The 24636-nt window shown below is 44.6% G+C and carries 25 protein-coding genes and 1 pseudogene; 10 read left to right on the top strand and 16 right to left on the bottom strand.

What is annotated here, in order from left to right:
• Positions 1 to 32 precede the first annotated feature (32 nt).
• From OSC7112_RS29475 to OSC7112_RS29465, 3 genes are all read left to right on the top strand, one after another.
• Positions 33 to 629, top strand: coding sequence for a Uma2 family endonuclease (locus tag OSC7112_RS29475; protein WP_015179335.1), 597 nt, complete (start codon positions 33 to 35; stop codon positions 627 to 629).
• A gap of 78 nt (positions 630 to 707) precedes the next feature.
• The gene (locus OSC7112_RS29470; RefSeq protein ID WP_015179334.1) at positions 708 to 1907 is read left to right on the top strand and encodes an FAD-dependent monooxygenase; all 1200 of its coding nucleotides are present in this window, start codon (positions 708 to 710) and stop codon (positions 1905 to 1907) included.
• Between the two features lie 135 nt (positions 1908 to 2042).
• Positions 2043 to 2861 (top strand): alpha/beta fold hydrolase, encoded by an 819-nt coding sequence (locus tag OSC7112_RS29465; protein ID WP_015179333.1) that lies wholly within the window; start codon positions 2043 to 2045, stop codon positions 2859 to 2861.
• A gap of 25 nt (positions 2862 to 2886) precedes the next feature.
• On the opposite strand, the gene OSC7112_RS29460 is transcribed toward OSC7112_RS29465, so the two are convergent.
• The 6 genes from OSC7112_RS29460 to OSC7112_RS40330 all read right to left on the bottom strand — a co-directional run bounded on the left by OSC7112_RS29460 (position 2887) and on the right by OSC7112_RS40330 (position 4988).
• Entirely contained in the window at positions 2887 to 3429 is a 543-nt protein-coding gene (locus OSC7112_RS29460) for a hypothetical protein (protein WP_015179332.1), read from the bottom strand.
• Positions 3426 to 3929, bottom strand: a complete 504-nt coding sequence (locus OSC7112_RS29455) for a DUF4365 domain-containing protein (RefSeq protein ID WP_015179331.1) — start codon at positions 3927 to 3929, stop codon at positions 3426 to 3428. The genes OSC7112_RS29460 and OSC7112_RS29455 overlap by 4 nt, the downstream gene beginning before the upstream one ends.
• Positions 3926 to 4204 carry a DUF2442 domain-containing protein gene (locus OSC7112_RS29450; protein ID WP_015179330.1) on the bottom strand — a complete coding sequence of 93 codons (279 nt, stop codon included), beginning with the start codon at positions 4202 to 4204 and terminating at the stop codon, positions 3926 to 3928. Before OSC7112_RS29450 ends, OSC7112_RS29455 begins: the two co-directional genes overlap by 4 nt.
• 3 nt (positions 4205 to 4207) lie before the next feature.
• The gene (locus tag OSC7112_RS37405) at positions 4208 to 4342 is read right to left on the bottom strand and encodes a DUF4160 domain-containing protein (protein ID WP_223300915.1); all 135 of its coding nucleotides are present in this window, start codon (positions 4340 to 4342) and stop codon (positions 4208 to 4210) included.
• Between the two features lie 146 nt (positions 4343 to 4488).
• Positions 4489 to 4617, bottom strand: coding sequence for a DUF4160 domain-containing protein (locus OSC7112_RS29445; RefSeq protein ID WP_083888217.1), 129 nt, complete (start codon positions 4615 to 4617; stop codon positions 4489 to 4491).
• A 230-nt stretch (positions 4618 to 4847) separates the two neighbouring features.
• Entirely contained in the window at positions 4848 to 4988 is a 141-nt protein-coding gene (locus tag OSC7112_RS40330) for a hypothetical protein (RefSeq protein ID WP_190274295.1), read from the bottom strand.
• An 82-nt stretch (positions 4989 to 5070) separates the two neighbouring features.
• Between OSC7112_RS40330 and OSC7112_RS40325 the strand changes: the two genes are divergently transcribed.
• The 4 genes from OSC7112_RS40325 (at position 5071) to OSC7112_RS29420 (ending at position 8895) form a co-directional block, all read left to right on the top strand.
• Positions 5071 to 5298, top strand: coding sequence for a hypothetical protein (locus OSC7112_RS40325; RefSeq protein ID WP_190274294.1), 228 nt, complete (start codon positions 5071 to 5073; stop codon positions 5296 to 5298).
• On the top strand, positions 5291 to 5521 hold the full coding sequence (locus OSC7112_RS29430) for a hypothetical protein (protein ID WP_015179329.1): 231 nt from the start codon (positions 5291 to 5293) through the stop codon (positions 5519 to 5521). Before OSC7112_RS40325 ends, OSC7112_RS29430 begins: the two co-directional genes overlap by 8 nt.
• A 96-nt stretch (positions 5522 to 5617) precedes the next feature.
• Positions 5618 to 8389, top strand: a complete 2772-nt coding sequence (locus OSC7112_RS29425; protein ID WP_015179328.1) for a DUF3536 domain-containing protein — start codon at positions 5618 to 5620, stop codon at positions 8387 to 8389.
• Between the two features lie 272 nt (positions 8390 to 8661).
• Positions 8662 to 8895 carry a ferredoxin-thioredoxin reductase variable chain gene (locus OSC7112_RS29420; RefSeq protein ID WP_015179327.1) on the top strand — a complete coding sequence of 78 codons (234 nt, stop codon included), beginning with the start codon at positions 8662 to 8664 and terminating at the stop codon, positions 8893 to 8895.
• 422 nt (positions 8896 to 9317) lie between these two features.
• Here OSC7112_RS29420 and OSC7112_RS29415 read toward each other — a convergent pair whose 3' ends face one another.
• The 4 genes from OSC7112_RS29415 to OSC7112_RS29400 form a co-directional block, all read right to left on the bottom strand.
• Positions 9318 to 9542, bottom strand: a complete 225-nt coding sequence (locus OSC7112_RS29415) for a hypothetical protein (RefSeq protein WP_015179326.1) — start codon at positions 9540 to 9542, stop codon at positions 9318 to 9320.
• Positions 9543 to 9853: 311 nt separating this feature from the next.
• Positions 9854 to 10648 (bottom strand): YdcF family protein, encoded by a 795-nt coding sequence (locus OSC7112_RS29410; protein WP_015179325.1) that lies wholly within the window; start codon positions 10646 to 10648, stop codon positions 9854 to 9856.
• Between the two features lie 140 nt (positions 10649 to 10788).
• Positions 10789 to 11172, bottom strand: a complete 384-nt coding sequence (locus tag OSC7112_RS29405; RefSeq protein ID WP_223300714.1) for a hypothetical protein — start codon at positions 11170 to 11172, stop codon at positions 10789 to 10791.
• Between the two features lie 29 nt (positions 11173 to 11201).
• Positions 11202 to 12761, bottom strand: coding sequence for a bifunctional aminoglycoside phosphotransferase/ATP-binding protein (locus OSC7112_RS29400; protein WP_015179323.1), 1560 nt, complete (start codon positions 12759 to 12761; stop codon positions 11202 to 11204).
• A 243-nt stretch (positions 12762 to 13004) separates the two neighbouring features.
• On the opposite strand from OSC7112_RS29400, the gene OSC7112_RS29395 reads away from it, so the two are divergent.
• Positions 13005 to 14036 carry an adenosine kinase gene (locus tag OSC7112_RS29395; RefSeq protein WP_041623625.1) on the top strand — a complete coding sequence of 344 codons (1032 nt, stop codon included), beginning with the start codon at positions 13005 to 13007 and terminating at the stop codon, positions 14034 to 14036.
• A gap of 120 nt (positions 14037 to 14156) precedes the next feature.
• A pseudogene (locus tag OSC7112_RS29390) lies at positions 14157 to 15653 on the top strand (IS5 family transposase).
• Between the two features lie 53 nt (positions 15654 to 15706).
• Here the strand turns inward: OSC7112_RS29390 and OSC7112_RS38750 are convergent.
• Complete coding sequence (locus tag OSC7112_RS38750) at positions 15707 to 15889, bottom strand: hypothetical protein (protein WP_190274293.1); 183 nt, start codon at positions 15887 to 15889, stop codon at positions 15707 to 15709.
• Between the two features lie 22 nt (positions 15890 to 15911).
• On the opposite strand from OSC7112_RS38750, the gene OSC7112_RS29385 reads away from it, so the two are divergent.
• Entirely contained in the window at positions 15912 to 16565 is a 654-nt protein-coding gene (locus OSC7112_RS29385; RefSeq protein WP_015179321.1) for a Uma2 family endonuclease, read from the top strand.
• Positions 16566 to 16854: 289 nt separating this feature from the next.
• Here the strand turns inward: OSC7112_RS29385 and OSC7112_RS29380 are convergent, their stop codons facing one another.
• The 5 genes from OSC7112_RS29380 to OSC7112_RS29360 form a co-directional block, all read right to left on the bottom strand.
• The gene (locus OSC7112_RS29380) at positions 16855 to 18366 is read right to left on the bottom strand and encodes an Hsp70 family protein (RefSeq protein ID WP_015179320.1); all 1512 of its coding nucleotides are present in this window, start codon (positions 18364 to 18366) and stop codon (positions 16855 to 16857) included.
• A 36-nt stretch (positions 18367 to 18402) separates the two neighbouring features.
• The gene (locus tag OSC7112_RS29375) at positions 18403 to 20328 is read right to left on the bottom strand and encodes a hypothetical protein (protein WP_015179319.1); all 1926 of its coding nucleotides are present in this window, start codon (positions 20326 to 20328) and stop codon (positions 18403 to 18405) included.
• An 81-nt stretch (positions 20329 to 20409) separates the two neighbouring features.
• Positions 20410 to 20706, bottom strand: a complete 297-nt coding sequence (locus OSC7112_RS29370; protein WP_041622796.1) for a hypothetical protein — start codon at positions 20704 to 20706, stop codon at positions 20410 to 20412.
• 101 nt (positions 20707 to 20807) lie between these two features.
• The gene (locus tag OSC7112_RS29365) at positions 20808 to 21353 is read right to left on the bottom strand and encodes a hypothetical protein (protein WP_015179317.1); all 546 of its coding nucleotides are present in this window, start codon (positions 21351 to 21353) and stop codon (positions 20808 to 20810) included.
• Positions 21354 to 21374: 21 nt separating this feature from the next.
• Positions 21375 to 24560 carry an ATP-binding protein gene (locus OSC7112_RS29360; RefSeq protein ID WP_015179316.1) on the bottom strand — a complete coding sequence of 1062 codons (3186 nt, stop codon included), beginning with the start codon at positions 24558 to 24560 and terminating at the stop codon, positions 21375 to 21377.
• Between the last annotated feature and the right edge of the window lie 76 nt (positions 24561 to 24636).

The following is a 24636-nucleotide window of genomic DNA, read 5'->3' as shown; positions in this document are numbered from 1 at the left end:
GTTTCTCATCTGGAAATAGACTGGAGAATCAAATGACCGCAGCAATCATCGCACCACCCAGAAAAGAATCACCACTTCTGTTTGAAGGACTCACTTGGAGAGAGTTCAAAGCAGTTGAGCAATTGTTAGACCGTCCCGGATATCGACTTTCTTTCCTGGATGGAATTCTGGAGATACGACGAATGCCTGGAGAACCACACGAAACCGTTAAGAAGAGAATTGCCGCATTGGTGGAACTGTACCTGCTGATGGCGGGGTTTGACTTTACTCCCACTGGCTCAATGACTCTGGAAAGTGAAACGGGAAAAGTCAAGCGAGAGGCGGATGAATCTTATAAACTTGCTCCTGGTCGCAGGCTACCCGATTTGGCGATCGAGATCGTGTTTTCCAGTGGTGGCATCAACCAACTGGAGGCATACAAGCGGCTGAAGATAAAGGAAGTGTGGTTCTGGGAAGATGGATTGTTAGAGGTTTATCACCTCCGGGGAGAGGGCAATACACTTTATTATGAAAAGGTTTCCAGTAGTGAGGAGGTGAAAGGGATCGATTTGGATTTGTTGTTGCGCTGCATCAATATGGTGAATCATGTTGATGCAGTTAAGACTTTTCAACAGGCACTCCAGAAATAGCTGGGAATAGGGGATTGCGCCTCCTTTTACCCTCTTTGTTGACCTCTAAATATCGGCAAAAAGCAATGGGGAATGGCAATGATGCAAGTTGTAATTGTGGGCTCGGGGCCGACTGGTGCGGCACTTGCCTTACTGCTGGTGAAACGAGGTATTGCTGTTACCTTGGTTGAGGCTGCAAAAGATTCCTACCGAGTGTTTCGCGGTGAAGGGTTAATGCCTAGCGGATTGGATGCGATCGCCCAATTGGGTTTATCCACTATGCTAGAAGGTGTTCCACACCGACAAATTGATGCCTGGGAGTTCATTGTGGGCGATCGGCAACTATTTCGAGTTGATGAGCCAATGGGGTCAAATCGACCTTGTACGCTGGTATCGCAACCGCCCTTGCTAGAAACACTAATTTCAGAAGCTCAGTTGCATCCAGAGTTTGAATTTATCCCAGGTGTTCCCGTAAAAGATTTACTCTACAGCAACGATCGCATTGCGGGTGTAAAGCTAGGAGATGGGCGAGAGATTCCTGCTGCACTTGTGATTGGTACAGATGGTAGAAACTCGGTTGTACGACAGCGTGCAGAATTAGAGTTAGTAAAACAGCAGAATAGTATAGATGTTCTGTGGTTTAAACTTGCCGCTCATCCTCGGTTTGTGGCTGATAATGTATTTTATTCCATCCTGAATAGCGGTAGCGGATTCAGTGTCTTTCACGGGGCAGAATCAGGAAAACTTCATCTGGCTTGGGTGCTATCGGCAGATGACAAAACCGATTGGAAACATACAGACTGGGCAGAAACTTTCGCATCGCGATCGCCTGCGTGGATGGCAGAACATTTCCGCAACTGTGCCGATACGATCGAATCTCCGATGCGATTATCTGTTGTGGTTGGTCGCTGTCCGCGCTGGCATCGACCGGGAATCATACTTTTGGGGGATGCGGCACATCCCATGTCTCCTGTTCGCGCTCAAGGAATTAACATGGCGTTACGCGATGTAATTGTTGCCGCCAATCACCTTGTACCTTTATTGAAAGCAGGGGCTAATTCCGAGGATATTGACTTAGCATTATCGCGGATTCAGGCAGAACGCGAACCAGAAATTATTCGCGCCCAACAACTTCAAGCACAAGAAGCCTGGAAAGGCGAACAACTGCGAAAAAATGGATTATTGCGTTTATTGATGATGCAAACTGCTCCGTTTTTGGGTGCAAAAATTAAACAATTTTGGGTAAAAGGACAGTATGAATTGCGCCAAGGAGTAACAAAGGTAAAATTGGTTGTGTGAAAACAGGAAATTAAAATAGCCACCCCTAGCCCCTTTATGATTCGGCGGTTGAAACCGCGGCTACATAAACAAAGTCCGCCGACGCGGACTAAGAAATAAAGGCGTCCAAGACTATAAAACTTAGGAGGAGATTTTATGCGATCGACAAATATCAAAGGACCGATCGGCACTATTCACATCATCGAAGCCAGCCCCCCTGTCACCGCTGCGGAATCCGACTCACTGCCGGTGGTGTTCGTGCACGGTATGGCGGTTTCCGCGAGCATCTGGGAGGCGCAGCTTGCCCGTGTCGCCCGTACCCGACGCGCGATCGCCCTTGACATGCGGGGACACGGCGATTCTGCACCGCCGGAGGACGGCAACTATGCGCCCGCCTCCTGTGCAGCGGATGTTGTGGCGGTACTAGATGGGCTGGGACTCGATCGAGCGGCGATCGTCGGGCACAGTTTCGGTGCTTGTATCGCCCTCGCCACAGCAGCCAGCGCACCGCACCGCATCGCGCAGTTGATTCTAGTAGACCCACCTGGAGACTTTACCAGAGTTCCCGCAGACGTTTACGAGGCAAGGATCGTCCCCTACCAGAGGGCTCTGGAGACGGAGGATTGGCGGGCTGCTGTGGAAACCAGCTTCAACGAGGCGCTGACAGGAAGCAGGGCCCAGACGCGCGATCGGATACTCGCTTGCTTGGCGGCGACTCCGCAGGATTGCCTGTCTGGAATGTCTCGCGGGATGTTTGCCTTTGAAGCAGTTGATGCTCTCGATCGCTACCTAGCAGCCCCTGGAACACGGGCCCACGCGATTATTGCTACCTCAAACACTTTTCCGTTCAGCCTCCACATCCTCCGTCCCACACTGACGACAACTACGATCGCCGATACTGGACACTGGCTGATGCTGGATGCGCCAGAGGCCTTTGCTAGGGAACTTGATATCTGTTTGGAAGGTGTTTCATAGAGATATTCGACAAAATCTGTTAGTTTTACCGCAATTCATCGAGGGTTAAGTTGTGGGGGTTTTTGAGGATGAAGGCGTTGTTGTCTTTGATTAAGTCACCGCTACAGAGAATCGGTAAGCGTTCTTGATAAGCTTTAATCGCCAGGATGTAATCTTTGTCTGCGAGTGAAGTTTTAATTTTCCGCAATTTGTCAGCAATGACGCCTATTAAGGTTATTTCGCCAGTTAATTTGTCGGTGTTGGGGGTGTAAACTTGCATGACAATTCCCTGTAAGGTCATATTGGGGAGTGAGGTAATCAAGTCTGCTAATATTTCAATTTGAGAGCGATTTTCGACAATTTCTAGGGTTTCCATGACTTCGTACATCCGCAGAGCAAAACCGCTGAATTCTGGTTTTAGAGCTAACAAAATTTCGTACTCTTCGCCTGCTTCATTCTTGCGAGTCCAGATGGATGATTTGTCACCGTCTCGGCTTTGTTCGTGCCATCCGTGTTTTTGTAAATAAGCAGCGACTTGAGGCGGTTCTAATGTTTTGAGAATATCGGGGTCGCGGACTGTTACTATCATAGGAGTTCTCCTGATTCAATGCGCTGCATGAGAGTTTTTAAAGCGTCTGTGTTGAAAATGTTTTGTATGGATATTTGAACAGTGACAGTGTTTTGATTTTGGGTGGGCGGTAGCCCTCGCAATGATGCCCAGTAGCCACAATAGCGCAGGGAGAGTTCTTGTTGAGATTGGCGCAACCAATCCTCTTGGCTGTCGGGTACTAAAACGATAATCAGAATGCGGGGGACGAAAGGGTTTTCTAGCCTTAATTCTTCATAGTTTTTAACTTCTAGGGGATATCGGATAATTTCATTATCCAGTAATTTTCTGGAGGTGCATTTTATTTGGACATCTAGGCGAGGGCGGCGCGTTGATTGTGATGCTCCCAAACCTGTAATAATTACGTCAACTCCTTCTGCATCTAAGGGACGCGGGGCTATTTGGAATGAGTAGCCTGCTGCGGCTGCTACGGCATAAACATAAGCATAGCTGAATTCCTCTTTTTGGGTGTTGGCGTTCATCTGAAGGAAGCTTTTTCATAGGTTGATATTATTTGATTGGTGACAATGCAGTAGAGAACATCGGGGTCTAAATCCGCTCCATTTTCCCAGTAAATTGTCCCCCATTCGGGATTGAGTTTGACTTGGTTAAAGTAAGTCAAGTCTTGCAGGGGGGCGAAGATTCCGGTAAATTCGATTAATTGGCTGATGTCAACTACTCCCTCTTGGTTATCTTCAAACTTGAGGTGAAGTTGATAGTTTTCTAATGGTTGAACAGAGGTAATATCTTTGAGCATTGTTTATTCCAAAGGGGCAATAGGTTCTAATGGTGTTTGAAGTCTGGCAAGTTGCCAGTTTTGCATGAGCTCTGTTTGATGAAGGGCAGCCCATTCTACAACTAATCCTAAGAGGCGAGGGGAAAGTTTGCCTTCTATGATTTAGAGGGTTTGGATATCAATGATGGCTTTTTGTTGGGAGCATCTCATATTTGTAAAAACACTGATTCTGGCTCCTGACTTTTTCCTTCTGACTCTTTTCTCCTGGCTTATGACTCCTGACTCCTGACTCCTAACTCCTATTTCTAGCGGAGGGCTGCTTTCATTGAGATGCTCCCTTTTTGTTGATTGTAGCGGACATGAAAGTGCGGGGGCGGGTGGTCGTTATAGTACATCGTGATGATGATGCCTAAAAATCTGCTGAGTTCGGGCATTATATTTTCTCCTGTACAATTATTTCGGCGTCTTTTACCCGGTTTCGTAAGACTAAATCCGCTCCATACATTCTTTAATATTGCTTAAAACGTGCGTTTTGATTCCAATTATACTAAAAAATCTACCTCACTATCTGCTGTTGATTCACCCCTGGCAATTTAACCAAAAACGCGCACATTTAACGCGCCTGGGTGAGTAGCAATTCTCAGGATATCGGAGGGCTTGGACTTCAGCAATTCCTCAATTCCCATAATTCCACCTCTGCCGATTTTCCTGCATCATCGCCTCTAACTTCGCACTCTCGGCAAATTGCCTCTCCCACTTCGCCGTCAAATGCAGCATCTTCTCGTCCAAACCCTCCTTCTCCCATGCCTCCGCCCCCACATACCTCTCAGGCGTTAAAATATAACACTTACCATTTTGCTTTTTTGTTACCTTTTGACTCCGCACCAGTGTTACAACTCTTCTGGAAAGTACATTTGCAGCAAATCTGCCCCGCCCGAACCCAACTGGCGCAACTCCTCCTGGACTTAGGTAACAAGCACCTCAAGTATGATGCGAAACTCGGCAAAAACTCTTATTCTATAAATCGATCGGGCGTTAAACCGCTCTCGATAACCGCCAAGATTTATCGCCAAACATTAAATTTTTCCGGCGAAAAGTTGCTATTTAATGAATAAGACTTTAAGATCCAGCAATGTAAATCAAAATCTCAACGAGCAGTGCTGCAAGCACGAACCCGAAATGGGTCGCAAGTGCCAAAAAGCAGCAAAAGCTACATTTTTTAACTCTTTCAACAGCAAAGCATTGGCAAACAAACCAGGGATCGACGGTTGGCATCTTGGAACGAATGCTTTGCTCGCAATACTACAAATGTATCAAAACTTATCTGCCAAAATTTAGCTCCAACAGATGCCTAGCTGTAACTCTTGCTGCGTAAGGTTTCAGTTTCTAATTAGGCTGGTTTTATTGTCTTTAACTACTTGAGGATTCGATCGCATGGTTTCGATTTCTACAACTCAATCCGATGTGCTGCCTTTGTCTTCGCCAACCGTTACGGCTGCAACCCAAAGCAGTGTGGCTGCTGCAACTGGGGTGTGCGTGACGGTTCACGGTCACTTTTACCAGCCGCCCCGGGAAAACCCTTATCTGGACGCGATCGAACGCCAAGCCAGCGCCTCTCCAGCCCACGACTGGAACGAACGCATTGACATCGAGTGCTACCGCCCGAACGCCTTTGCCCGCATACTCAACGATCGCGGCGAAGTCGCGGGGATCGTCAACAACTACGAGTATATGAGCTTCAACATCGGGCCCACCCTGATGAGCTGGCTGGAACGCTACGACACGGAAGTCTACCAGCGGATTCTGGAGGCCGATCGCAAAAGCTGTCAGCGGCTCAACGGTCACGGCAACGCGATCGCCCAAGTCTACAATCACATCATCATGCCGCTGGCTAACGAGCGAGACAAATACACCCAAATTCGCTGGGGGATCGCTGATTTTCGCTCCCGGTTCGATCGCGAGCCCGAAGGAATGTGGCTCGCCGAAACCGCAGTAGACTACGCCACTCTGGAAGTTTTGGTCGCTGAAGGCATCCGCTTCATTGTCTTAGCCCCCTCCCAAGCCGAACGCTGCCGCCCGCTAATCGGGCAAAACCACGAAGGGGAACCAGCCGAAAATTCCGAATGGCACGAAGTCGGCGGCGGCCAAATCGATCCGACTCGCCCCTACCGCTGCTATTTGAAGCCGGAAATGCGGTTAATGGCTGACCACCAACTCTCCCCACTGAGCACTCACCATTTTGGCCGCAGACACTTCCAAAATTCCGAAGCCACACCTGCCAACACTCCCTACATTGATATCTTTTTCTACGACGGCCCGATCTCGCGGGATATGGGCTTCAACGACGTTCTCAGCAGCAGCCACCACTTGGTGGGGCGCTTGGGTCAAGCAGTGCGGGGAGACCACCGACCGGCTCAATTAATCTGCGTGGCGACGGACGGCGAAACTTTCGGCCACCACAAAAACGGTACCGAAAAATGCCTCGCCTACGCCTTCACAGAAGAGTTTCCCCGCCGCGGCTGGACGGTGACTAATTTTGCTCATTATTTAAGTCAAAATCCGAGCGCTTGGGAAGTGGAACTCAAACCCGTGACGGCCTGGAGTTGCTCTCACGGGGTCGATCGCTGGCAAGATGATTGCGGCTGCGGCGGCGGCGGCGAGTGGAACCAAAAATGGCGCCGCCCTTTGCGGGATACTCTCAATTGGCTGCGCGATCGGCTGATTCCGATTTACGAAGAAGCGGGGCGCAAGCTGTTGAGCGATCCCTGGAAAGCCAGAGATGAATATATTGAGGTCATCCGCGATCGATCGCCCGCTAACGTTGACAGTTTCCTCGAACGCCATCAAGTCCGCCCCCTCGATGCCGGAGAACAGGTGGACGCCCTGCGACTGCTGGAAATGCAGCGCCACACCTTGTTAATGTTCACTAGCTGCGGCTGGTTTTTTGAAGAAATCTCGCGGCCAGAAGGCGTGCAAATTCTGCGCTACGCGGCCCGGGCGCTGGAATTGGCGGGCGAAGTTACCGGCGTCCAGCTAGAAAAGGATTTTGTCGCTCAACTAGCCCTCGTACCCAGCAACGTTGACTATTTCACAACAGGGGCCGAAGTTTACCGCAAACTGGTGGTGACAGCCCAAATTAGTCTCAGACAAGTGGCCGCCCACTACGCCATCAGTTCTCTGTTTGCCAAATATCCCCGCGAACAGCGAGTTTACTGCTATCAGGCCGGGCAGCAAGATTTCCAAATTCAGCGCATGGGCTCGATGACTCTGGCTGTGGGTCAATTGCAGTTAACCTCGGAAATTACGCGGGAAACAGAGGTTTTTGTGTTTGCTGCGCTCCACCTCGGCGGCTGGGACTTCCACTGCTGCATTCAGCCTTTTGGCAGCCGCCGGTCTTACACTATGCTCAAAGAGCGGTTGTTTGGAGTTATGCAAGAAGCTTCGGCGGCCCACGCCATTCTGGAAATGGTGCGGCTGTTTGGGGATCAGTCCTTTAGCTTGCGGGATTTATTCGCTGAGGAACGCCACCGGATCGTGCAGTTGCTGAGTCAGGAAAATTTGACTCGGTTGGATCAGCTTTACACTCAGGTTTACCGCGAAAATTACGGGGTGATGATGGCGTTCCACCGAGACGAGTTGCCGGTGCCGGTAGAGTTGCAGGTGGCTGCGGAGGTGGCTTTGGGACACCGCTGTTTGACGGCGGCCAAGGCCCTGGAAGTGGAAACGGAGGATGTGGAACCGCTGCTGGCCGAAATTGAGGCGATCGCCACTGAAAGCGGCCACCTCCGCTGTCGGTTGAACGTTCCCGAAGTCAAGCAAATTTTGGAAAAGATGGTTTGGCGATCGCTAGACGCGCTGCTGCAAGCAGGATCGGGCGTGGAGGACCGCTCGCCTGTCCAGTTAGAAGCTGAGATCCGCACGATCGAGCGTTTGATCGCTGTGGGCGATCGGCTGAGTCTGGGTTTGTGTTTGGACAAATCGCAGGAACTGTATTTCGATTCTCTGTACAGTCAAATTGTGCCTTTGTGTTTGGGCTGGCTGCAACGGCAAGATGCCTCGGCGGGCGAAACTGCGGGGGCTGCTGTTGCCTTGGAGATTGCGCGTTCAGGCGGCGGCTGGGAGTTGTCTTCGATCCGGCAGTTGCTGGAGTTGGGTCAAACCTTGGCTGTTGATGTTGAGTGTTGGTTAAATCAGTTAAGTAAATAGTTTCCCGATTAGCCTGCATCAATTCCCGCCCTTGAGAATCCGCCCGATCGAGCTTTAAAGGCCGATCGGGCCTGCAGGATCGACCGAGGATCATCGACATTTCGGTTTATGCCGATCGCGGCGGGCGATCGAAGCACCGACAGGGAACCGTCAACTTTGTTTAAGTTTTCGCTCTACTTGTGGGAAGATAAGAAGACTGTCCGCAAAGCGTACAAGTGTTAAGCACCGTAGGCTTTGCAGAGTTTTGAAGAAAGAACACTAAATATAAGTCTATGAAAGTTGGCGATCGCGTTTGCATTAAAAACTCTGTTGTTGTCTACCACCACCCTCAAAATCGCAGTCAACCATTTGATATTAAGGGTATGGAAGGAGAAGTCGTGGCGATCGTTCACGAATGGCACGGCCGACCTGTCAGTGCTAATTGGCCGATTCTAGTACAATTTGACAAAAAATTTCGAGCTCACCTCAAAGAGGATGAGGTCGAATTGATATCTTCGGAAGTCTAGCTGTCTCAAAAGTTAAAGCCGGAGCCCAAAGACAATATCAAATCCGGGCAGTCGATTTTAGATTTTAGATTTTAGATTTTAGATTTTAGATTTACTTGCAGCTTTGAATCTGGAAGCTTGAACTAGGGTCTAAAATTTTGGGTGGCTAACGATTCCTGCCGGAAAGCAAGTATGAGTTTTCGGGCGCTGGTCTTATGGCAGTTCTCAATCTTTGTGAGGTATGCCCTATCCCCTTATGCCCACGGAGGCCACTCCAGGCCTATGCCCGCTTATCGAGCGTGTACCTCATGTTACGCTCGAAAGGCTATATAACTGTTGTAGAGTTTGTAGTGAGGAGTTCAGTTTTTTCTGTGGCTTTTAGTCGATCGGCGGGGCTAAAGTCCTTACTACAAACCATCTTTTTTATTTAACGCTTAATTTTTCTACCGTCTGCGGCTAAACCAACCTAAAATATTCCAATCTCCCTGCATTTTCTGCAATTCCTGCTGATGCTGCTTCGCTGTAGCGTAATACCACTGGCAGTGAAGTTCTAGTTCTTGACGGTACTTAATTTCGTCGTAAAACTCGCGGACAATTTGGTGTCTCTGAAAAATTTCGGCCGCGGGAGTCGGTTCTGGGGCAATGTTTTGCAACTCGTGGGGCAGCATGATTGTTTGGGGGCGACGGTGGCTAATATTGGCTTTAATGACTTTAAGCTAGCACACTCAATCGATTTTAGATTTTAGATTTTAGATTTTAGATTTTAGGTTTTAGATTTTAGGTTTTAGATTTTGGATCGTATCCGTTTGATTTGGAATTTTATCTGATGAAGTTTTGTCGGGGCGGGTTCGCCCAGATATTTGATAAGTACAGACAAATTATACAAACCCGCCCCGCCCCTATAATTGGGATGCAACTGGATTTGATATTAGTTTAAATTCTTCAATCTCAAATCCAAAATTTAAAATCTAAAATTCTGTTACAGCCATCCCCGCAGCCGATAAACGATTAAGCCGATGTATTCTTTCAAAGCTTTAGTTGACTGGTTTAACTCATAAGTATCCGGCAATAAATCCAAGGCGACTGCTTGCCAATTGTTTTGGGATGCTGCGATATCCTGCTGCGTAATCTGGAAGTCTGTTGGTGCGGCAATTGCTTTTATTCCTTGACGCTGGAAAATTAAGAGCGATCGAGTCATGTGCATCGCCGATGTCACTAGCAAAACTGGCCCTTTTATAGCTTTAGCATCTAAAATTTTCCGCACGTTGACAGCATTTTGATAAGTGTTATTTGAATCGGGGTCTTGCAGAATTGCTGATGCCGGTACACCCATTGTTTGGGCAATTTCTGCCATGTCTGCCGATTCGGGAGGCCCCCCGCCTTTCCAATCTACTCTACCGCCGCTGAGAATGAGCAGCGGAGCTTTGCCTTGCTTGTAAAGTCGGGAACCGTAGATTATTCGATCGCCCGCTTCCGCTAATTCTACCCAAGGACGGGGAGGTAAAGCTGCTTTGACACCGCCGCCCAAGACGATAATCGCTTCAGCTTGGGGGAGTTCGGCGGTTGGTAAGTTTTGCCATTCGAGCGATCGAACTAACGATTTTGAAACCCAACCGCTACTTCCGAGTAATAAAATAATTAGAGCCGCAGCAATTGGCGCCGCCGCCCATTTCGGACGCTTCCAAAGTGTGATTAAAGCCGCCATCATTAACAGGCAACTCAACCCCAAAGGATAAATAAACAGCGGCAGGAGTTTCGATAAAAATACAAACATTCAATTGGGAATTTGGCATTGGAAGTACGCTCGCGTAGCCGAAGAAGTATTGGGTATTGGGACGAAGGGCATTAGTGAATGTTAACTGTTAACTGTTAGCTAATGACTGATGACTGATGACTAATTACTAATGACTCAAGCTAGCGACGATCCTCTGGTCCAGATAACCAGCCGAACAATGTAGCAGCATCACCCCTAGAGGTTTTGCTATATTTATGGCCATCCCTTTGCACTACTTCTTTATTGACTATAGCATCCGAGGTTTTATCCTTGGAATTTAAATTCGGGTTGAGTAGTAATTCGTTGTGCCACCAAGCGACAATTAAACCTGCTGCCACGCCACCGATGACACCAAGGCCAAGACTCAGGGGCAGCGTACATCCTACTAAGCGAAACCCAACGGTAAACAACACAAACCATATCAGCGCGGGGCTAAACCCCTTGGAGTCTCCGGTAAATTTTGGCATGAGCTGCAACTTTTTTTTGTAATAACACAGAAAGATATTTACAATATTAGCAGACAATCAAATTGCCAAGGGCGATCGAACTGCAACTACTCCCCACAAATTAAGTTTAATTGTACCTCTAAGTCTTGCAGGGTATCTACAATGTTTACAGAAATTTGCTCTAATTCTGTAAAAGGTTCAAAAGCTGCTTGCTGCGAACTCAATAGTTCTGCCGTCGCGTCCGCAATATCGCCCCGGCGCTGTTGCAGCCGTTCTCGCAATACTTCAATTGGTGCGGTGCAGTAAATGATTTGCAGGGGCAAGCCGTGGGATTGAGCCTGATTAATCGCATCGGTTCTCAAGTTTTGGCGATCGAACTTTGCATCTAAAATCACATCCCAACCTCGGTCAGCCAAAATTATACCCAACTCTAACAATCTACCATAAGTCTGCGCGGTCATTTCATCCGAGTACAAATCTTGCCCCCCGCTTTCATTTAAAGGAATTCCGCCTAAATGTTTGCGAACCGCATCCGAGCGAATGTGAATTGCCCCAGTGCGGCGCGCCAAATATCGAGCTGCTGTACTCTTGCCAGAACCGGACAAACCGGACATCAAAGTTAACTTTCCCCGGTGCGGTTGTGTGTATTCCCAAGCCAGTTTATAGTAATGAGCGGCAGTATGTGAAATCTCTGCTTTTTGGGCTGTGGAAATAGCGGCATCGTCCAACATGAACGAAGTTACTTTCGCTCTAACATAAGCTTGACGGCTCAAATACAGAGGCAACAGTTGCAGTCCTTCCCAATCCCCTGTTTGTTCGATGTAAGTATTGAGAAAAGCATTGCCTAAGTCTCTGCGCCCCCGCGATTCCAAATCCATTACTGTAAAAGCCACATCGTACATGACATCAACAAAGCGAAAAGGCTCGTTAAATTCAATGCAGTCGAATAGCAATATTTTATCTTGCCACAATGCTATATTCCGCAAGTGCATATCTCCGTGGCACTCGCGAATTTTATTATTGGCAATCCGCAGGTTAAATAACTCTTGATTTTCCGCAAAAAACGCATCAGTATAATCTTTAGTTTCCTGATATTGTGCCTGAGTCTGCGGCCCGCCGATATATTTTTGCGAAATCAGGTAATTGTTGTCTATTGCGACCCGAATCTGACTGACTTCGCCAAATGTGCGAATGTAGCTATTACTAATTGCCGTGCTGTGAAACTTGGCAACTTCCCTGCCTAAGTCTGCCATAATTTGCTCGGTCAACAGTCCGTTTTCCAACAAACTAAGCAACAGCGAATCTTGAGGAAACTCCCGCATTTTCAGTGCGTATTCTACAGCAACTTCAGCCGGAGTTGTAGCAGGTAAGTTGCTGCCAAATTGAAATGAATCCCCAATTTGAACGATTGGCAAAACTTCTAGATAAATTTCCGGTGCAGTGCGTCGGTTCAGCAGCAATTCTTCGTTGCAGAAATGCTGCCGTTTCTCCAATGTTGAATAGTCCAAAAAGCCAAAGTTGACGGGTTTCTTGATTTTGTAAGTATAATATCCTGTCAGCAGGACAAAGGAAGCGTGAGTCTGAATTAGCTGCACTGGTTCTATCACCCCGTGCGGGTAAAAACCGGGCTGCAACATTTGCTGAATCAGAGGTGGGAGAGAAGTCATAGCGATTTTAGATTTTGGATTTTAGATTTTAGATTGGGGATTTTGGATGTTGGATTTGAGATTGTGGATTGTGGATGTTGGATTTGAGATTGTGGATTGTGAATTGTGGATTTTGGATTGTGGATTGTGGATTAGATCGATTTGGGCTTGGGGATTTAGATAAAGATAACTTAAAGAAAATAGATGTTGAGTAGAAGTCGATTTATTATAGAGTTGAGAGTTAGTGTAAACCCAAAAGCAGCGATGACAGAAAATAATCAAGCAAAAAACAATCAAGATTCCCGTTCCGTGGATGTGTTTGGCGTAGGCAATGCCCTTGTAGACATCCTAGCATTGGTGGAAGATGAATTTGTACTCGGCCACGGGCTGAATCGCGGCGGGATGACGCTGATGAATTCGGAAAGGCAGGGGGGGATTTTGCACGATTTAGAGCACAATTCGCTGCAAATGCGATCGGGGGGTTCGGCGGCAAATACGATGATTGGTTTGGCTCAGAGTGGCGGTAAAGCGTATTATTCGGGGAAGGTTGCTAAGGATACTAACGGGGAATTTTACCGCCAAGATTTGCTGGCGGCGGGGATTGATTTTAACGTGCATCCTGCTGCTGAGTCGAACGGGCCTACGGGTACTTGTGTAGTGCTGACTACGCCGGATGCGGAACGCACGATGTGTACTAATCTGGGGGTTTCTACTACTCTGGCTGCGACTGATATCGATGTCGATCGACTGGCTCACTGCAAGTACAGTTATGTTGAGGGCTATCTTTGGGATGCTCCAGACCCTAGAAAGGCTAGCATTGAGACGATGGAACAGTCTAAGCGCCTGGGTGTGAAGGTGGCTTTTACTTTTTCGGATGGCTTTTTAGTCGATCGATTTGCTGATGATTTTCACAAGGTGGTTTCGGAATATTGCGATGTGATTTTTTGCAATTCTGATGAAGTTCGGAGCTTTTTTAAGGAGGAATCTCTGGAAGAGTGCGCTCGGAAAATGAGCGAGATTTCCGATTTGGCTTTTATCACTAATGGGGAAAAAGGCTGCATGGTGGTGGAGAACAAACAGATTGTTGATGTGGCTGGATTTCCGGTAAAGGCGATCGATACTGTGGGTGCTGGGGATGCTTTTGCGGGGGGTGTTTTGTTTGGAATTACTAATGGTTTGAGTTCTACACAAGCGGCTCGTTGGGGCAATTTCTTGGCTTCTCTGGTGGTGCAGATTCACGGGCCTCGACTTGAGGGTTCTCAGGCTCATCTTTTGAGTGAGGTGATTTCTGGTTAGGGCTTGCTGAATCAGTGAGAAAAGTAAACAGTGTATGGGTTTTCCGAACAAAAAAGTAGTAAGGGTCGCCGTGAAAAACAGGTATAATCAGTCAAAACCCGTGCATCACCACCTGCGATCGTGTATAGAAAAGCTGAGCTTGCCCCAAGCTCCCCATCCGACTTTGAACTCCCCTTTGAAGGAAGATTGTCAGAAGATAACCGTTGGGTAAAAATGACCCAACTAATTCCTTGGTTAGAATTTGAATCAGAATATGCTGCAAATTTTCCGACCGAAATGGGAGCACCCGCTTGCATCATTTAGGATGGCATTAGGGGCATTAATTATCAAAGAAAAGCTGGGAATCAGCGACATAGAAACAGTAGAACAGATCCGAGAAAACCCATACCTGCAATACTTTATAGGTCAATCAACATACAGTAATGAACCCCCATTTGATCCATCATTATTAGTCCACTTTCGGCAGCGAATCAGTGCAAACTTAATCAAGAAAGTGAACGAACGGATGGTGGAAAAAATGCGCGAAACCACCCCAAAACCGCCCGAAAAAAAAAAGGATTCGGACGCAAAAAATGAATTAACCAATCAAGGAAAATTAGTCATAGATGCGACCTGTGCTCCAGCAGATATTAGCTATCCCACCGACTTAGGGCTATTAAACCGAGCCAGAGTTCATACCGAAAAAATCATCGATATTCTCTATAAATCCCTCAAAGTAAAAATCAATAAAAAACCCAGAACCTACCGGAAAATAGCCAGGAAAGACTACTTAGCAGTAGCAAAACAACGACGACCTAAACGAAACAAAAAAATCCAAGCCCTTAAAAAACAACTGCAATATATCAAAAGAAACCTCGCTAATATTGAACAGCTAATCGAATCAGGTGCCACCCTACAAAGTTTGACCAAAAAGCAATATAAAACCTTGCTAGTTCTCACAGAAGTCTATCGCCAACAACTCTGGTTATTGGAAAATAAAAAACAGAGTATATCGGACAGTTGGGGTAAGTTTAAGCCAACCGCACATCCGTCCCATTGTTAGAGGAAAAGCAGGAAAACCCGTAGAGTTTGGAGCTAAACTGTCAGCGAGTTGCAGTGAAGGATATGTATTTTTAGACCGGATAAGTTGGGATAACTTTAACGAATCAGGAGACTTAAAAGCACTCATTTGAAGCATTTAAAATTTACACAGGATGCTATCCAGAATCAGTCCATGCCGATCGCATTTATCGAACCAGGGAAAATCGAGCCTGGTGTAAAGAAAGAGGAATTAGAATTAGTGGCCCCCCTTTAGGAAGGCCACCAGCAATTGTTAGTAAGGAAACCAAGAAACAAGCCTGGGAAGATGAAAGAATTCGTAACTCTATTGAGGGCAAATTTGGACAAGGTAAAAGAAGATTTAGCTTGAATCGAGTGATGGCAAAGCTTGATAATACTTCGGAAACAGCTATTGCTATTACTTTTTTAGTGATGAACCTTGCTACCTGGTTAAGACGGGTTTTTTGTGTGTTTTTATGTCAAAAACCAAAAATCACACCTATTTATGGTTCAATGATTATTAAAAGCTATAACTGGGCAAGTTATAGTCAACAAAAAGTTATGTTTTGCCGAGCTTGAATTGCCCATTAATTGCGATCGCGATTTTTCCTAACTTATTCAGTAAGCCCTGGTTAGGAATTGAAAGGGGCGATCGCACTTTTTGTGTTAAGGGCGATCGCTCTTTTTTTAACTGCTTCCATAGCACAGGCGAGACGCCCGTGCCACAGTGGACATGACTCACTTCGGAACCACAGGCTTTTGGGCCCGTGCCACAGTGGATGCAGATGAGAAAAGGGCGTGTTAAAATCAATCAAAGCTTAACTAATTATACCTCCTATGGTAACAACCACATTGACTCCTCCTCAACAAAGTAGCGAGGAAAAATTAATTACTTTGACAGGCATTAAATGGTCAACATTTAAAGCGATAATATCTGATGTCGGCGACGGTAGAGCGTGGAGAATTGCTTATGCTGAAGGAGTTTTAGAAATCAGAATGCCCTTACCTAAACATGAAAGACCTAAAGTCATGCTGGAACTATTTATTGGAGCTTTAGCAGATGAATTAGAAATTGAAGCTATGAGCCTCGGTGCGTTGACTCTGGAACGGGAAGATTTAACTCGTGCTATTGAACCGGATACTTGTTTTTACATTCAAAATGAATCTTTAGTTAGAGATAAAGATGAAATTAATTTAGCGGCCGATCCGCCACCGGATTTAGTAGTAGAATCAGACTACACAAGTTCTTCTTTGAATAAGTTCTCAATTTATGGTGCTCTGGGTGTGCCTGAAATCTGGAGATATCGCAATCAATGTCTTCAAGTGTATCAATTGGTTGAGGGTAATTACGAAGAGAGGGAGAACAGTTGGGCTTTTCCGTTTTTGCCGATCGCCGAAATTCCGGGTTTGATAGAGCAAAGTAAAAGTATTGGACAAAGGGCGGCTGTGCGTTTATTTCGGGACAGGGTGAGGGAAGTTTTGGCGCAGTGAGTTTTGGAAAGAGTAGGAATGGGCGATCGCTCTTTTTTTACCGCAGATGAATGCGGATGAACGGGGATGGAATAAGGGCGATCGCTCTTTTTAGCACCGCAGATGATGGTGGATGGATGTAGTGGGGATTAAGGGCGATCGCTCTTTTTAGCACCGCAGATGATGGTGGATGGATGTAGTGGGGATTAAGGGCGATCTCACTTTTTGTGTTAGGGGCGATCGCACTTTTTTAACCGCAGATGAATGCTTTTGTTTACGCTAGTTGATAGCGTGAGTCACTATTTTATCGCTACTCAATATTGCGTTTTTTAATTTCTTCCTGACTGCGTTTAGTTTCTTCTGGCGACATAGTTCCTTGAACTTTAATTGTTGTACTTACTTTCTGCCCGGTGGGAACAAAAATACCCGTCACACTTAGAATCCCACTAGCATCGTAAGCAAAGGTAATTTCTACTTCTGAACCGCTCGGTGAAGGTGGAAGATTTTCTATCCGCGCAATCCCTAATTGCGTGCAATATTCTGGATCTCTGTCCTCTCCTTGCAAAATTTGAATATCGACACCAGGCTGATTGTCTCTAACTGTTCCGTAGCTTTCTGAAAATTTGCAAGGAATTGTACTATTTTTGGGAATAATTACCGAGTTTTCCGGCACTCCACGCTCATTGAGACTCACAACTCCCAAGCTATGAGAGCAAACATCCGAAAATTGAGGCAAAACTGTATTGGGAGTAGGAACTGCCTGACCCGATTCAATCGCCAAGCTTTGAGCTAAAATTGCTGCACCTTGAGCTACAACCTCATCAGGGTTAACTGTTTTCAATGGCTCTTTGCCAAATATTTTTGTGAGCCGTTTGCTAACTGCTGGGATACGACTTGAACCTCCTACTAAGAGAACCTCATCAATTTGCTGGGGAGTTAAATTAGCATCATCTAGAACTAACTCAACATTCATTTCGGCGCGAACAAGCAACTCATCAATTAAGTCTTCAAACTTAGCTTGAGTAATTTTAAAATTGGCTTGACGACCTTCTACATCAAGAGCAACCCGTGTAGTAGAATTAGAAGATAGCCGTTTTTTAGCTTCTTCTGCCTCATTTCGGAGCCTCTGCTGACCCGCTAAAGATTTTAAAGGATCGGCTCGCGTGGCTTTTTGGAACTCTTCCTGAAAGTAAGCAATCGTACAATCGTCAATATCTTTTCCACCGAGTTGATGGTCACCACCCGTAGCAATTACATCAATTTTTTTGCCATCAACTCGCATGATCGTAACATCAAATGTGCCACCACCCAAATCGTAAACGAGTATCGTTTTGTTTTGCACTTCTTGGCTAGCAGTAAATTCCATAGCCGCCGCAGTAGGCTCGTTAATAATTTGGAGTACGTTGAGTCCCGCAATTTCTCCAGCCGTTTTAGTCGCCATCCTTTTTCGATCGTCGAAATAGGCGGGAACTGTAATTACTGCATCCCGAATAGGGGTATTGAGATAAGATTCTGCATCTTGTTTGAGTTTTTTCAGAATTAAAGCAGAAATGTCTTCAGGTCGCCATTCGCGTCCCTGTCGATCGAGCGCATAGTCATCACCCATGCGGCGCTTGATAAATTGCACGACTCGATCGCCCTCTGAGACAGCAACGTTTTTCGCAAAAGTACCGACAGGTATGCTGTTATCATCATCAAAAAATACAACCGATGGGGTAATTCTCTCGCCTTCACTATTAGGAATAATTTCAGACTTGCCATCTTTCATGTAAGCCATCGCTGAAAATGTTGTTCCTAGATCGATGCCAATAACAATGCTCATCACATAGCCTCCTATTGAGAATAAATTAGACAAAAATTACCAGTTTAGCTCTTCAGATTCCTCTTCAAAGCCAGTTGCAGCATCCAATGCTTTAATAATCAATTCGTCAATTGTTTTTAAAAAAATGTTGTTTTTAAAATCATCACTGACGACTTGTTGTAAAGTGTCTACTCTGAGATTTTCCAGATAAACATTTCGGAGACGTTGTTTCGCCTGCACCATTGCTTGAGCGATATGACTCTGGAAATCTAGCTTGAGTTTATTAGCAAGAAATTCATCGGCAATTAGTTGCATCACCTCCCGGTTTTTGTTCTTAAACGTTGTTTTGTAACCCTCTAATAAATTGTTGAGGAGATGGGAGGGAAGCGGACATATACAGACTAATTTTCTGATATATGCCAGTTTACCTTCTTGGGTTACTTCTAATAAAGCTGTAACTTCTGGTCGTTCCCTTTGGATCTGACGAGTGAAGAATAAAATTGCAGGTTTATCAAAGGTATTTCCTTCATCTAATAAGACCTGCATAAATCCTATGCGGTTCTCTAAACCAATATCAGTAATTTTGCGCTCTATTTCCTGAAATATTTTTTCTATATCTACGGAAATTGAGACTTGCACTGGGTTTTCGATCGCCTGACCAAAGTCACTAATTCCTAGTAACATACCATCTGTAGTTAGCTGGTTCAGCAATTCTTCATTATTACTACCATATTTTTCTAGTTTTTCGACAACCAATCGATAAGAATTTTGAACGGGCAAAAAAATATCCTGACTTGCTAAGTTTAATTGCTCCAACGTAAACTTTACTGGAGATTCTAAACTATCTAAAGTTTCTGTTCTGAGGCTTAAATACTGACGCTCTACTTCAGCTAAATCATTGACTTGGTGATGATGTTCCTGTTCTATTAACTCAATATTGTGCTGAATAGATAGTAAATCATTTGATTCTCTAATGGCGTCGCTAATACCTCTTAAAGCTATCTGCTGTTTCACTTCTGCGACATCTTGAAAAAATTCTAATCGAGTCGAATTAGCAAAACTTTGAATTGCTTCACGTGCTTTTCTTTCAGCATTCTCTACTGATTGCATTTGCTTTAATTCATCCCATACTAAGGTAAACTCCCGATCGAGATCGCCTCGCATTAATTCTAATTGTTCGGGGTGTCTGTCTTGCAAGTCTGTTAGATGTTCGATTAGGCGCGATCGCAACTCTTGACCTCTAAAATTAAAAGTTTTTAATCGGTCGCAAATAGGATCGATTTCTTGAGTAATTCGCAAGCGATAATCCATAAAAAATTGGGCATACTCAGATTGAGTAGCTCGCTCTTTACCGAGAAATTTTTCTATTTCTGATGATAGGCTTTGTTTAGCTTGTTGCAAACTTTCAACCGTTTGCAAAGAGTAACGATTGAACTCATCTCGCAAGCCCTCGATTTGAGTGTAATAACGAGACATTAACAACTGACTCTCAGCAGCTAAATATTGCAATCCTTTGAGCAATTTAGCTCTAGAATTACCAACATTAACTGCTTCATCATAAGTTTTGGCAATTTCTGCAACTAATTTAACTTCTTTAGCTAAAATATCGGTAGCATGGACAATTCCTTGATAGCGACGTTGAAAGATAGTTTCAACCGCTTTATAAAAATCATGGTTATCGATTAAAACAGTCAAAGTTTTAAAGAAACCACACCATTTTGGTTGTATCTCATTTTTGACATCTTCTTTTATAGAATCTTCGGGAAATGCCAAAGGCTTGAAGGTTACTTGATAACGGTTATGAAAAGATTGCACTAGATTTTGTGCGTGTTGGGTAGGAATAGAAAAGCCATAATTAGCGATCGCATCAACCGACGGTTGGATATCCCTGATATGGATTTTACCCACAGACTTTTTATGTTCTGGTAGTAATGCGGAGGATATTTGGTCGTAGTATTTGTTGAATAGTACTGCAAAAAACATAAAACTCCCAAAAAAGTGAATATTGAAATGAAGTTTATCTGAGCAAGGCAATTTTATTATTCAGAAATTCGCAGATGAAAGTCAGTCAATTGGTGGCCATAACTCTTCCTTCCTTAGTTCTCCTGTTAATCGCTCCCACATCCGATCTAAATGCTCTCCCATGTTGTAGTCAGCTACCTCTTGGAATTCGAGATTCTTTTCAATATTTTTCTCACCTGGATTACCTGAGCGGTCGAATAAATGACCCTTTTTATCTACAGCAAAGGGGTTGTCTTGACTTGCTTTAATCTGAACATACCACTTTCCATTTTTCTTGAAATAATGGTCGTGACCCACACTCTTGCCATCCCTTATATTTTCTTTGTTTTCAGATAACAAAATATTTGGGTTTCCTGACTTGTCTACCTTGACTTTGTACCAGAGACCGGGAGGACATTGCTTTGCTTCAGTATATTGGTCTATTTCCGGTCTCTGGGAATCTACTTTTTTTCAGTTCCACCCAGAGTATTTCTAGACTGATGCTTGAACCGAGCATTTTGCTTCCGCTGCCTGGATAGCTTGGCTTCTTGTTCCAGTTCAGCTTGGGTTTTTTCTATGTCTTGCGTTTGATCGCTAAGAAAATCGATTTCACTTTTCTTGGCTTCCTCAGCTTTTTCAATAGCTGTCCCATCAGATCCCACGGCTTTAGCTTCTTTGCTCAGAGGCTTCAGCTTTTCTAAATCTTGCTGGTCTGCGGCAATTGCTCCTTCAAAATCCTCCTGCTTTTCCTCAAGTTTTTCCTCAACTTCCTGAAGATATTCCTCTGCTTCTTTGTATTTACGCTCTATACTAGCCTGGATTTCCAGTACAGCACGTTCACTAGCTTTATCTCCCTCTTCTGTGGCTGAGCCTTTTAGTTCTTCAAACGCCACTTTTGTGCGCTCAGCAAACTTGGCTAACGCCTCAAGGTTTTCACTGGCATCGTCTCCCTCTTTCTTGAGACCTGCTATATCTTTTTTAATCTCGCTCTGCTTCTTGATACCCATTTTTACTTTCTCCCACTGAAATCATTGATTAGATTGATACTTTGCTTGGTATGCCCGGTTTATTTCTTCATTCAGTAGACCGATTTGGTCGCTCATTTCATAAACCTCATCTTCTAGTCTTAACACTCTCTCCTTGAGATAGGGTAATTTTTTTTCTTTCAAATATGCAATCATTTCGGTTATTTCATCAAAATACTTGCCAAAATTCATTCTGATATTTTCTAGAGCGTCGTAAAACGAGATCGCAGCACTTTCGGCAATGTATTGCTCTATGCTTTCTTTGAGCCTTTCAGCTTGTTGTGAGTAGTCGTAAAAATACTCCTTGACTTGAATGAACAATTTTTGTAGCAGGCTGGCTTGCCCAGCATCAAACTTTTGTAAACCGTCGATTTTGGCTAGACAATCAACCTTGACTTGCTCCAATTGCTGCTGAAAAATTTGCATCTGCAACTGACCAGATTGTATATTTTGGTTAGCCAGAACATCGCTATATATGCCTTGCAGTCGCAAGGAATTCCAAAGTCTTTGGACTTGGGTGTTGAGAGAATGAATTGTAGCAGTTAGATTGTATTCTAACTCCTCTAGTCCTTCGGACATTAGAGTAACTTGTTTAATGATATCAGCTTCAAATGAAAGCGCAAATGATTGTAAAAGTGACTTGTTGGCGTTAACCGCTACCGAACATTTTTGAGTCAGCTTGTCTAACTGATTTTGTACATCCCCCACATACTTGCTCACCTTCTGCCGATGCAAGGATTCTTTAGCGAAGATCGCCACCTGATAAAACCCTCTCTCTTTCACACACTCTACTAACTCCTCATCCGTAGGCGGTTCCTCAATTCCATAAATTAACTTAGTATTAGGTTCCTGAATACGGACTGGTTTGTAAGTCCCTTCCATAAATAGATAAGCATCCCCCGGACTGGATCTTGCCAAATCCTCTGATTGAGTAGCAGTCAAAAGCATGGACTGTTGGAGAATTTCTCGATCGTCACCTGATACAGTTCTATGAGCCAATTTCACGTTAGTATTTTTAATTACCTCCGGCGAAACCGCACTCGGTAACTGATCGGCAATAATCATTCCTTCCCCTAAAGCCCGCATTTCTGCCAACATTTTGACAATGTATTTGGTAGCTTCCGCCTTGGGATTAGACGCGCCCTCCTCTCCGCTTGCTTGAGGATTACTTCCCACAATGTTATGCGCTTCCTCAATTACCGTAATATGCTTCAACGGACTGCCAGATTTGCGTGTTACCCGCGCGTATTGTCGCAGGGTTGCTAAGATAAACATTGTCATTAAATTAGCTTGCTCCTCATTCAAAGAATCCATCTCCAAAATCACCGGATGTTCCATTAAAGTTGCAATATCGGGAACTGAGGTGCGAGTATTTAGCATACTACCAACGCTACGCCTTAGTAACCCACCTATTCTGACTTCTAAAGCGGTTTTGAGGTCGCTTTTGATATCAGATGAATATTGTTTAGCATCTAAAATTTCTGTAATTTCTAGATAGAGTTCTTGCATTGTGGGAAATTCTCGTTGTTGCTTTATCCCATAGTCTGCCGTATCTTGGGGTTGCCATCCAAGTTTTGCGTAAACTTGCTCGATCGCCTCTGCAAGTAAAGCAGGCATCGGGCCAAACAAAGGTAACGCCCCTTTAAAACAAGCCTCTAAAGTTGAAATGTGTTCATCTAAAGTAGTTCTGGCGTAAAAAGCAAAAGGATTAAATCTAAAAGGACAAACTCTCTCATTCCCCAAGCTATATATTAACAACTCTGATTGCATTTTGTCAATAGATTTTTCCACATTTCTCGCTTTTATATATTGGCTGGTAGTTGGGTTGCGATCGCCTTTTAATTCCTCTTCCTTATAAGCACACCTTAGCATAGCCCGATACTCGGTTTTAGCTGGTTCAATTACCAAAAAAGGAATTCCATGTTCTGTCCAAAGTTGAAATAGCAAATTCAAGACTGCTGTTGTTTTCCCAGAACCCGGAACCCCACAAATAAAAACGTGCTTGTTAAAATTGTTCAGCGGGACTAAAGCCTGATTTTGGGATTTTCCAGTTTGCCATCCTAATAAAATAGACCTTTGAGAATGCGTCGATTTTAGATCGGTTTCCTTGGGAATGCCGCTAAATAATACCACTGAATCCGGAATAACAACTTTAAAACAAGCCTGCGCTTCCTCCACTGTAAACAAGCGATGCAGCCGCCTAAACTTGAACCAGATACTATTGTCACCAACCGAGTTCCAGTAATCAGTCCAAATTGCTTCAGGGAATAGGATTCCTTGTTCAACGGATTGAATTGCTTTGGCAAATCGCGGATCTTTTTGGCCAATTCCAATTTCTCGATACAACGGTTGTTCGCTAGCTTCTACCCAAAATTCATTCAATAATAGACTGGCTGTGAATTGTTCTTCAGCTAAAACTCTGAGAGAAAATTCATACAAACGACGGTTTAGCATCGCCTCTCGTAAATCCTCAAATATATCGAGCGTTCTTTTGGCGATCGGATCAATGGCTTTATCTTTCCTTTCTCCAGAAAATTGTGAAGTTTCTGAGTCATAAGATGCGATAACTTCCAACCCTCGCAGCAGAGTTTCTATTGATTTCTGCTCCCTCTCTTGCAGCATAGTTGGTTTAATGATAATCTCAACCACAACTTTCTTTTGATAAGATTCAAGTTGAGATAAAAAGCTTACCAAACTATTGTCGCTATTAGGTTCAAAAGGCTGAATACTATAGTAATATGAAGGACTAATAATTTTTCCGTCGTTGTCTTTTCTAGGTGGAGTGGTTGGCTCTATTTTTTCCTCCTGCTTAATTCCAAAACTAATAAATTCAACCCAATTTAAATCTAATCCTTGGGAGTTACTAACTTGTTCAACGCCGTAAAAGTCTCGCCAAAAAGATCCTTGAAAAATTTTAGCTATTTGTCCTAAGTCATGGTCTTCCAGAACTTCATCAAAACTAACCCTAACAAAAATATTTAACTTCCGGTCTTGATTTATCTCATCAGGATTATAGCTATAAACTAAACTACAAGTCAGTGGATATTGATTGGCAATATTATGCAGGGTGTATAGAAAATTACCTTGCATCTCAGATAACCGCGATGCCGGATCGTCACCGTAGCGAGCATGATATTCTGTTTTTTCTAAATCGGGTAGATGCTTGACTCGATAAACCAATACTGACATGAGTTTATTGTTGGTACTTAAATTTGCTTTAGTTGTAGAGATGTTTGCGTAACATCTCTACATTTCTTTGTTCGGG

Origin of the sequence: Oscillatoria nigro-viridis PCC 7112, assembly GCF_000317475.1 — a bacterium.
Taxonomy (GTDB): Bacteria; Cyanobacteriota; Cyanobacteriia; order Cyanobacteriales; family Microcoleaceae; genus Microcoleus; species Microcoleus nigroviridis.
This window is presented reverse-complemented; position numbering and strand designations above follow the sequence as displayed.

Coding starts and splice junctions, on each gene's coding strand:
- OSC7112_RS29475 (WP_015179335.1), top strand. CDS start 33: ATGACCGCAGCAATCATCGCACCACCCAGAAAAGAATCACCACTTCTG.
- OSC7112_RS29470 (WP_015179334.1), top strand. CDS start 708: ATGATGCAAGTTGTAATTGTGGGCTCGGGGCCGACTGGTGCGGCACTT.
- OSC7112_RS29465 (WP_015179333.1), top strand. CDS start 2,043: ATGCGATCGACAAATATCAAAGGACCGATCGGCACTATTCACATCATC.
- OSC7112_RS29460 (WP_015179332.1), bottom strand. CDS start 3,429: ATGATAGTAACAGTCCGCGACCCCGATATTCTCAAAACATTAGAACCG.
- OSC7112_RS29455 (WP_015179331.1), bottom strand. CDS start 3,929: ATGAACGCCAACACCCAAAAAGAGGAATTCAGCTATGCTTATGTTTAT.
- OSC7112_RS29450 (WP_015179330.1), bottom strand. CDS start 4,204: ATGCTCAAAGATATTACCTCTGTTCAACCATTAGAAAACTATCAACTT.
- OSC7112_RS29445 (WP_083888217.1), bottom strand. CDS start 4,617: ATGCCCGAACTCAGCAGATTTTTAGGCATCATCATCACGATGTACTAT.
- OSC7112_RS40330 (WP_190274295.1), bottom strand. CDS start 4,988: ATGGGAGAAGGAGGGTTTGGACGAGAAGATGCTGCATTTGACGGCGAA.
- OSC7112_RS29430 (WP_015179329.1), top strand. CDS start 5,291: ATGAATAAGACTTTAAGATCCAGCAATGTAAATCAAAATCTCAACGAG.
- OSC7112_RS29425 (WP_015179328.1), top strand. CDS start 5,618: ATGGTTTCGATTTCTACAACTCAATCCGATGTGCTGCCTTTGTCTTCG.
- OSC7112_RS29420 (WP_015179327.1), top strand. CDS start 8,662: ATGAAAGTTGGCGATCGCGTTTGCATTAAAAACTCTGTTGTTGTCTAC.
- OSC7112_RS29415 (WP_015179326.1), bottom strand. CDS start 9,542: ATGCTGCCCCACGAGTTGCAAAACATTGCCCCAGAACCGACTCCCGCG.
- OSC7112_RS29410 (WP_015179325.1), bottom strand. CDS start 10,648: ATGTTTGTATTTTTATCGAAACTCCTGCCGCTGTTTATTTATCCTTTG.
- OSC7112_RS29400 (WP_015179323.1), bottom strand. CDS start 12,761: ATGACTTCTCTCCCACCTCTGATTCAGCAAATGTTGCAGCCCGGTTTT.
- OSC7112_RS29395 (WP_041623625.1), top strand. CDS start 13,005: ATGACAGAAAATAATCAAGCAAAAAACAATCAAGATTCCCGTTCCGTG.
- OSC7112_RS29385 (WP_015179321.1), top strand. CDS start 15,912: ATGGTAACAACCACATTGACTCCTCCTCAACAAAGTAGCGAGGAAAAA.
- OSC7112_RS29380 (WP_015179320.1), bottom strand. CDS start 18,366: ATGAGCATTGTTATTGGCATCGATCTAGGAACAACATTTTCAGCGATG.
- OSC7112_RS29375 (WP_015179319.1), bottom strand. CDS start 20,328: ATGTTTTTTGCAGTACTATTCAACAAATACTACGACCAAATATCCTCC.
- OSC7112_RS29365 (WP_015179317.1), bottom strand. CDS start 21,353: ATGGGTATCAAGAAGCAGAGCGAGATTAAAAAAGATATAGCAGGTCTC.
- OSC7112_RS29360 (WP_015179316.1), bottom strand. CDS start 24,560: ATGTCAGTATTGGTTTATCGAGTCAAGCATCTACCCGATTTAGAAAAA.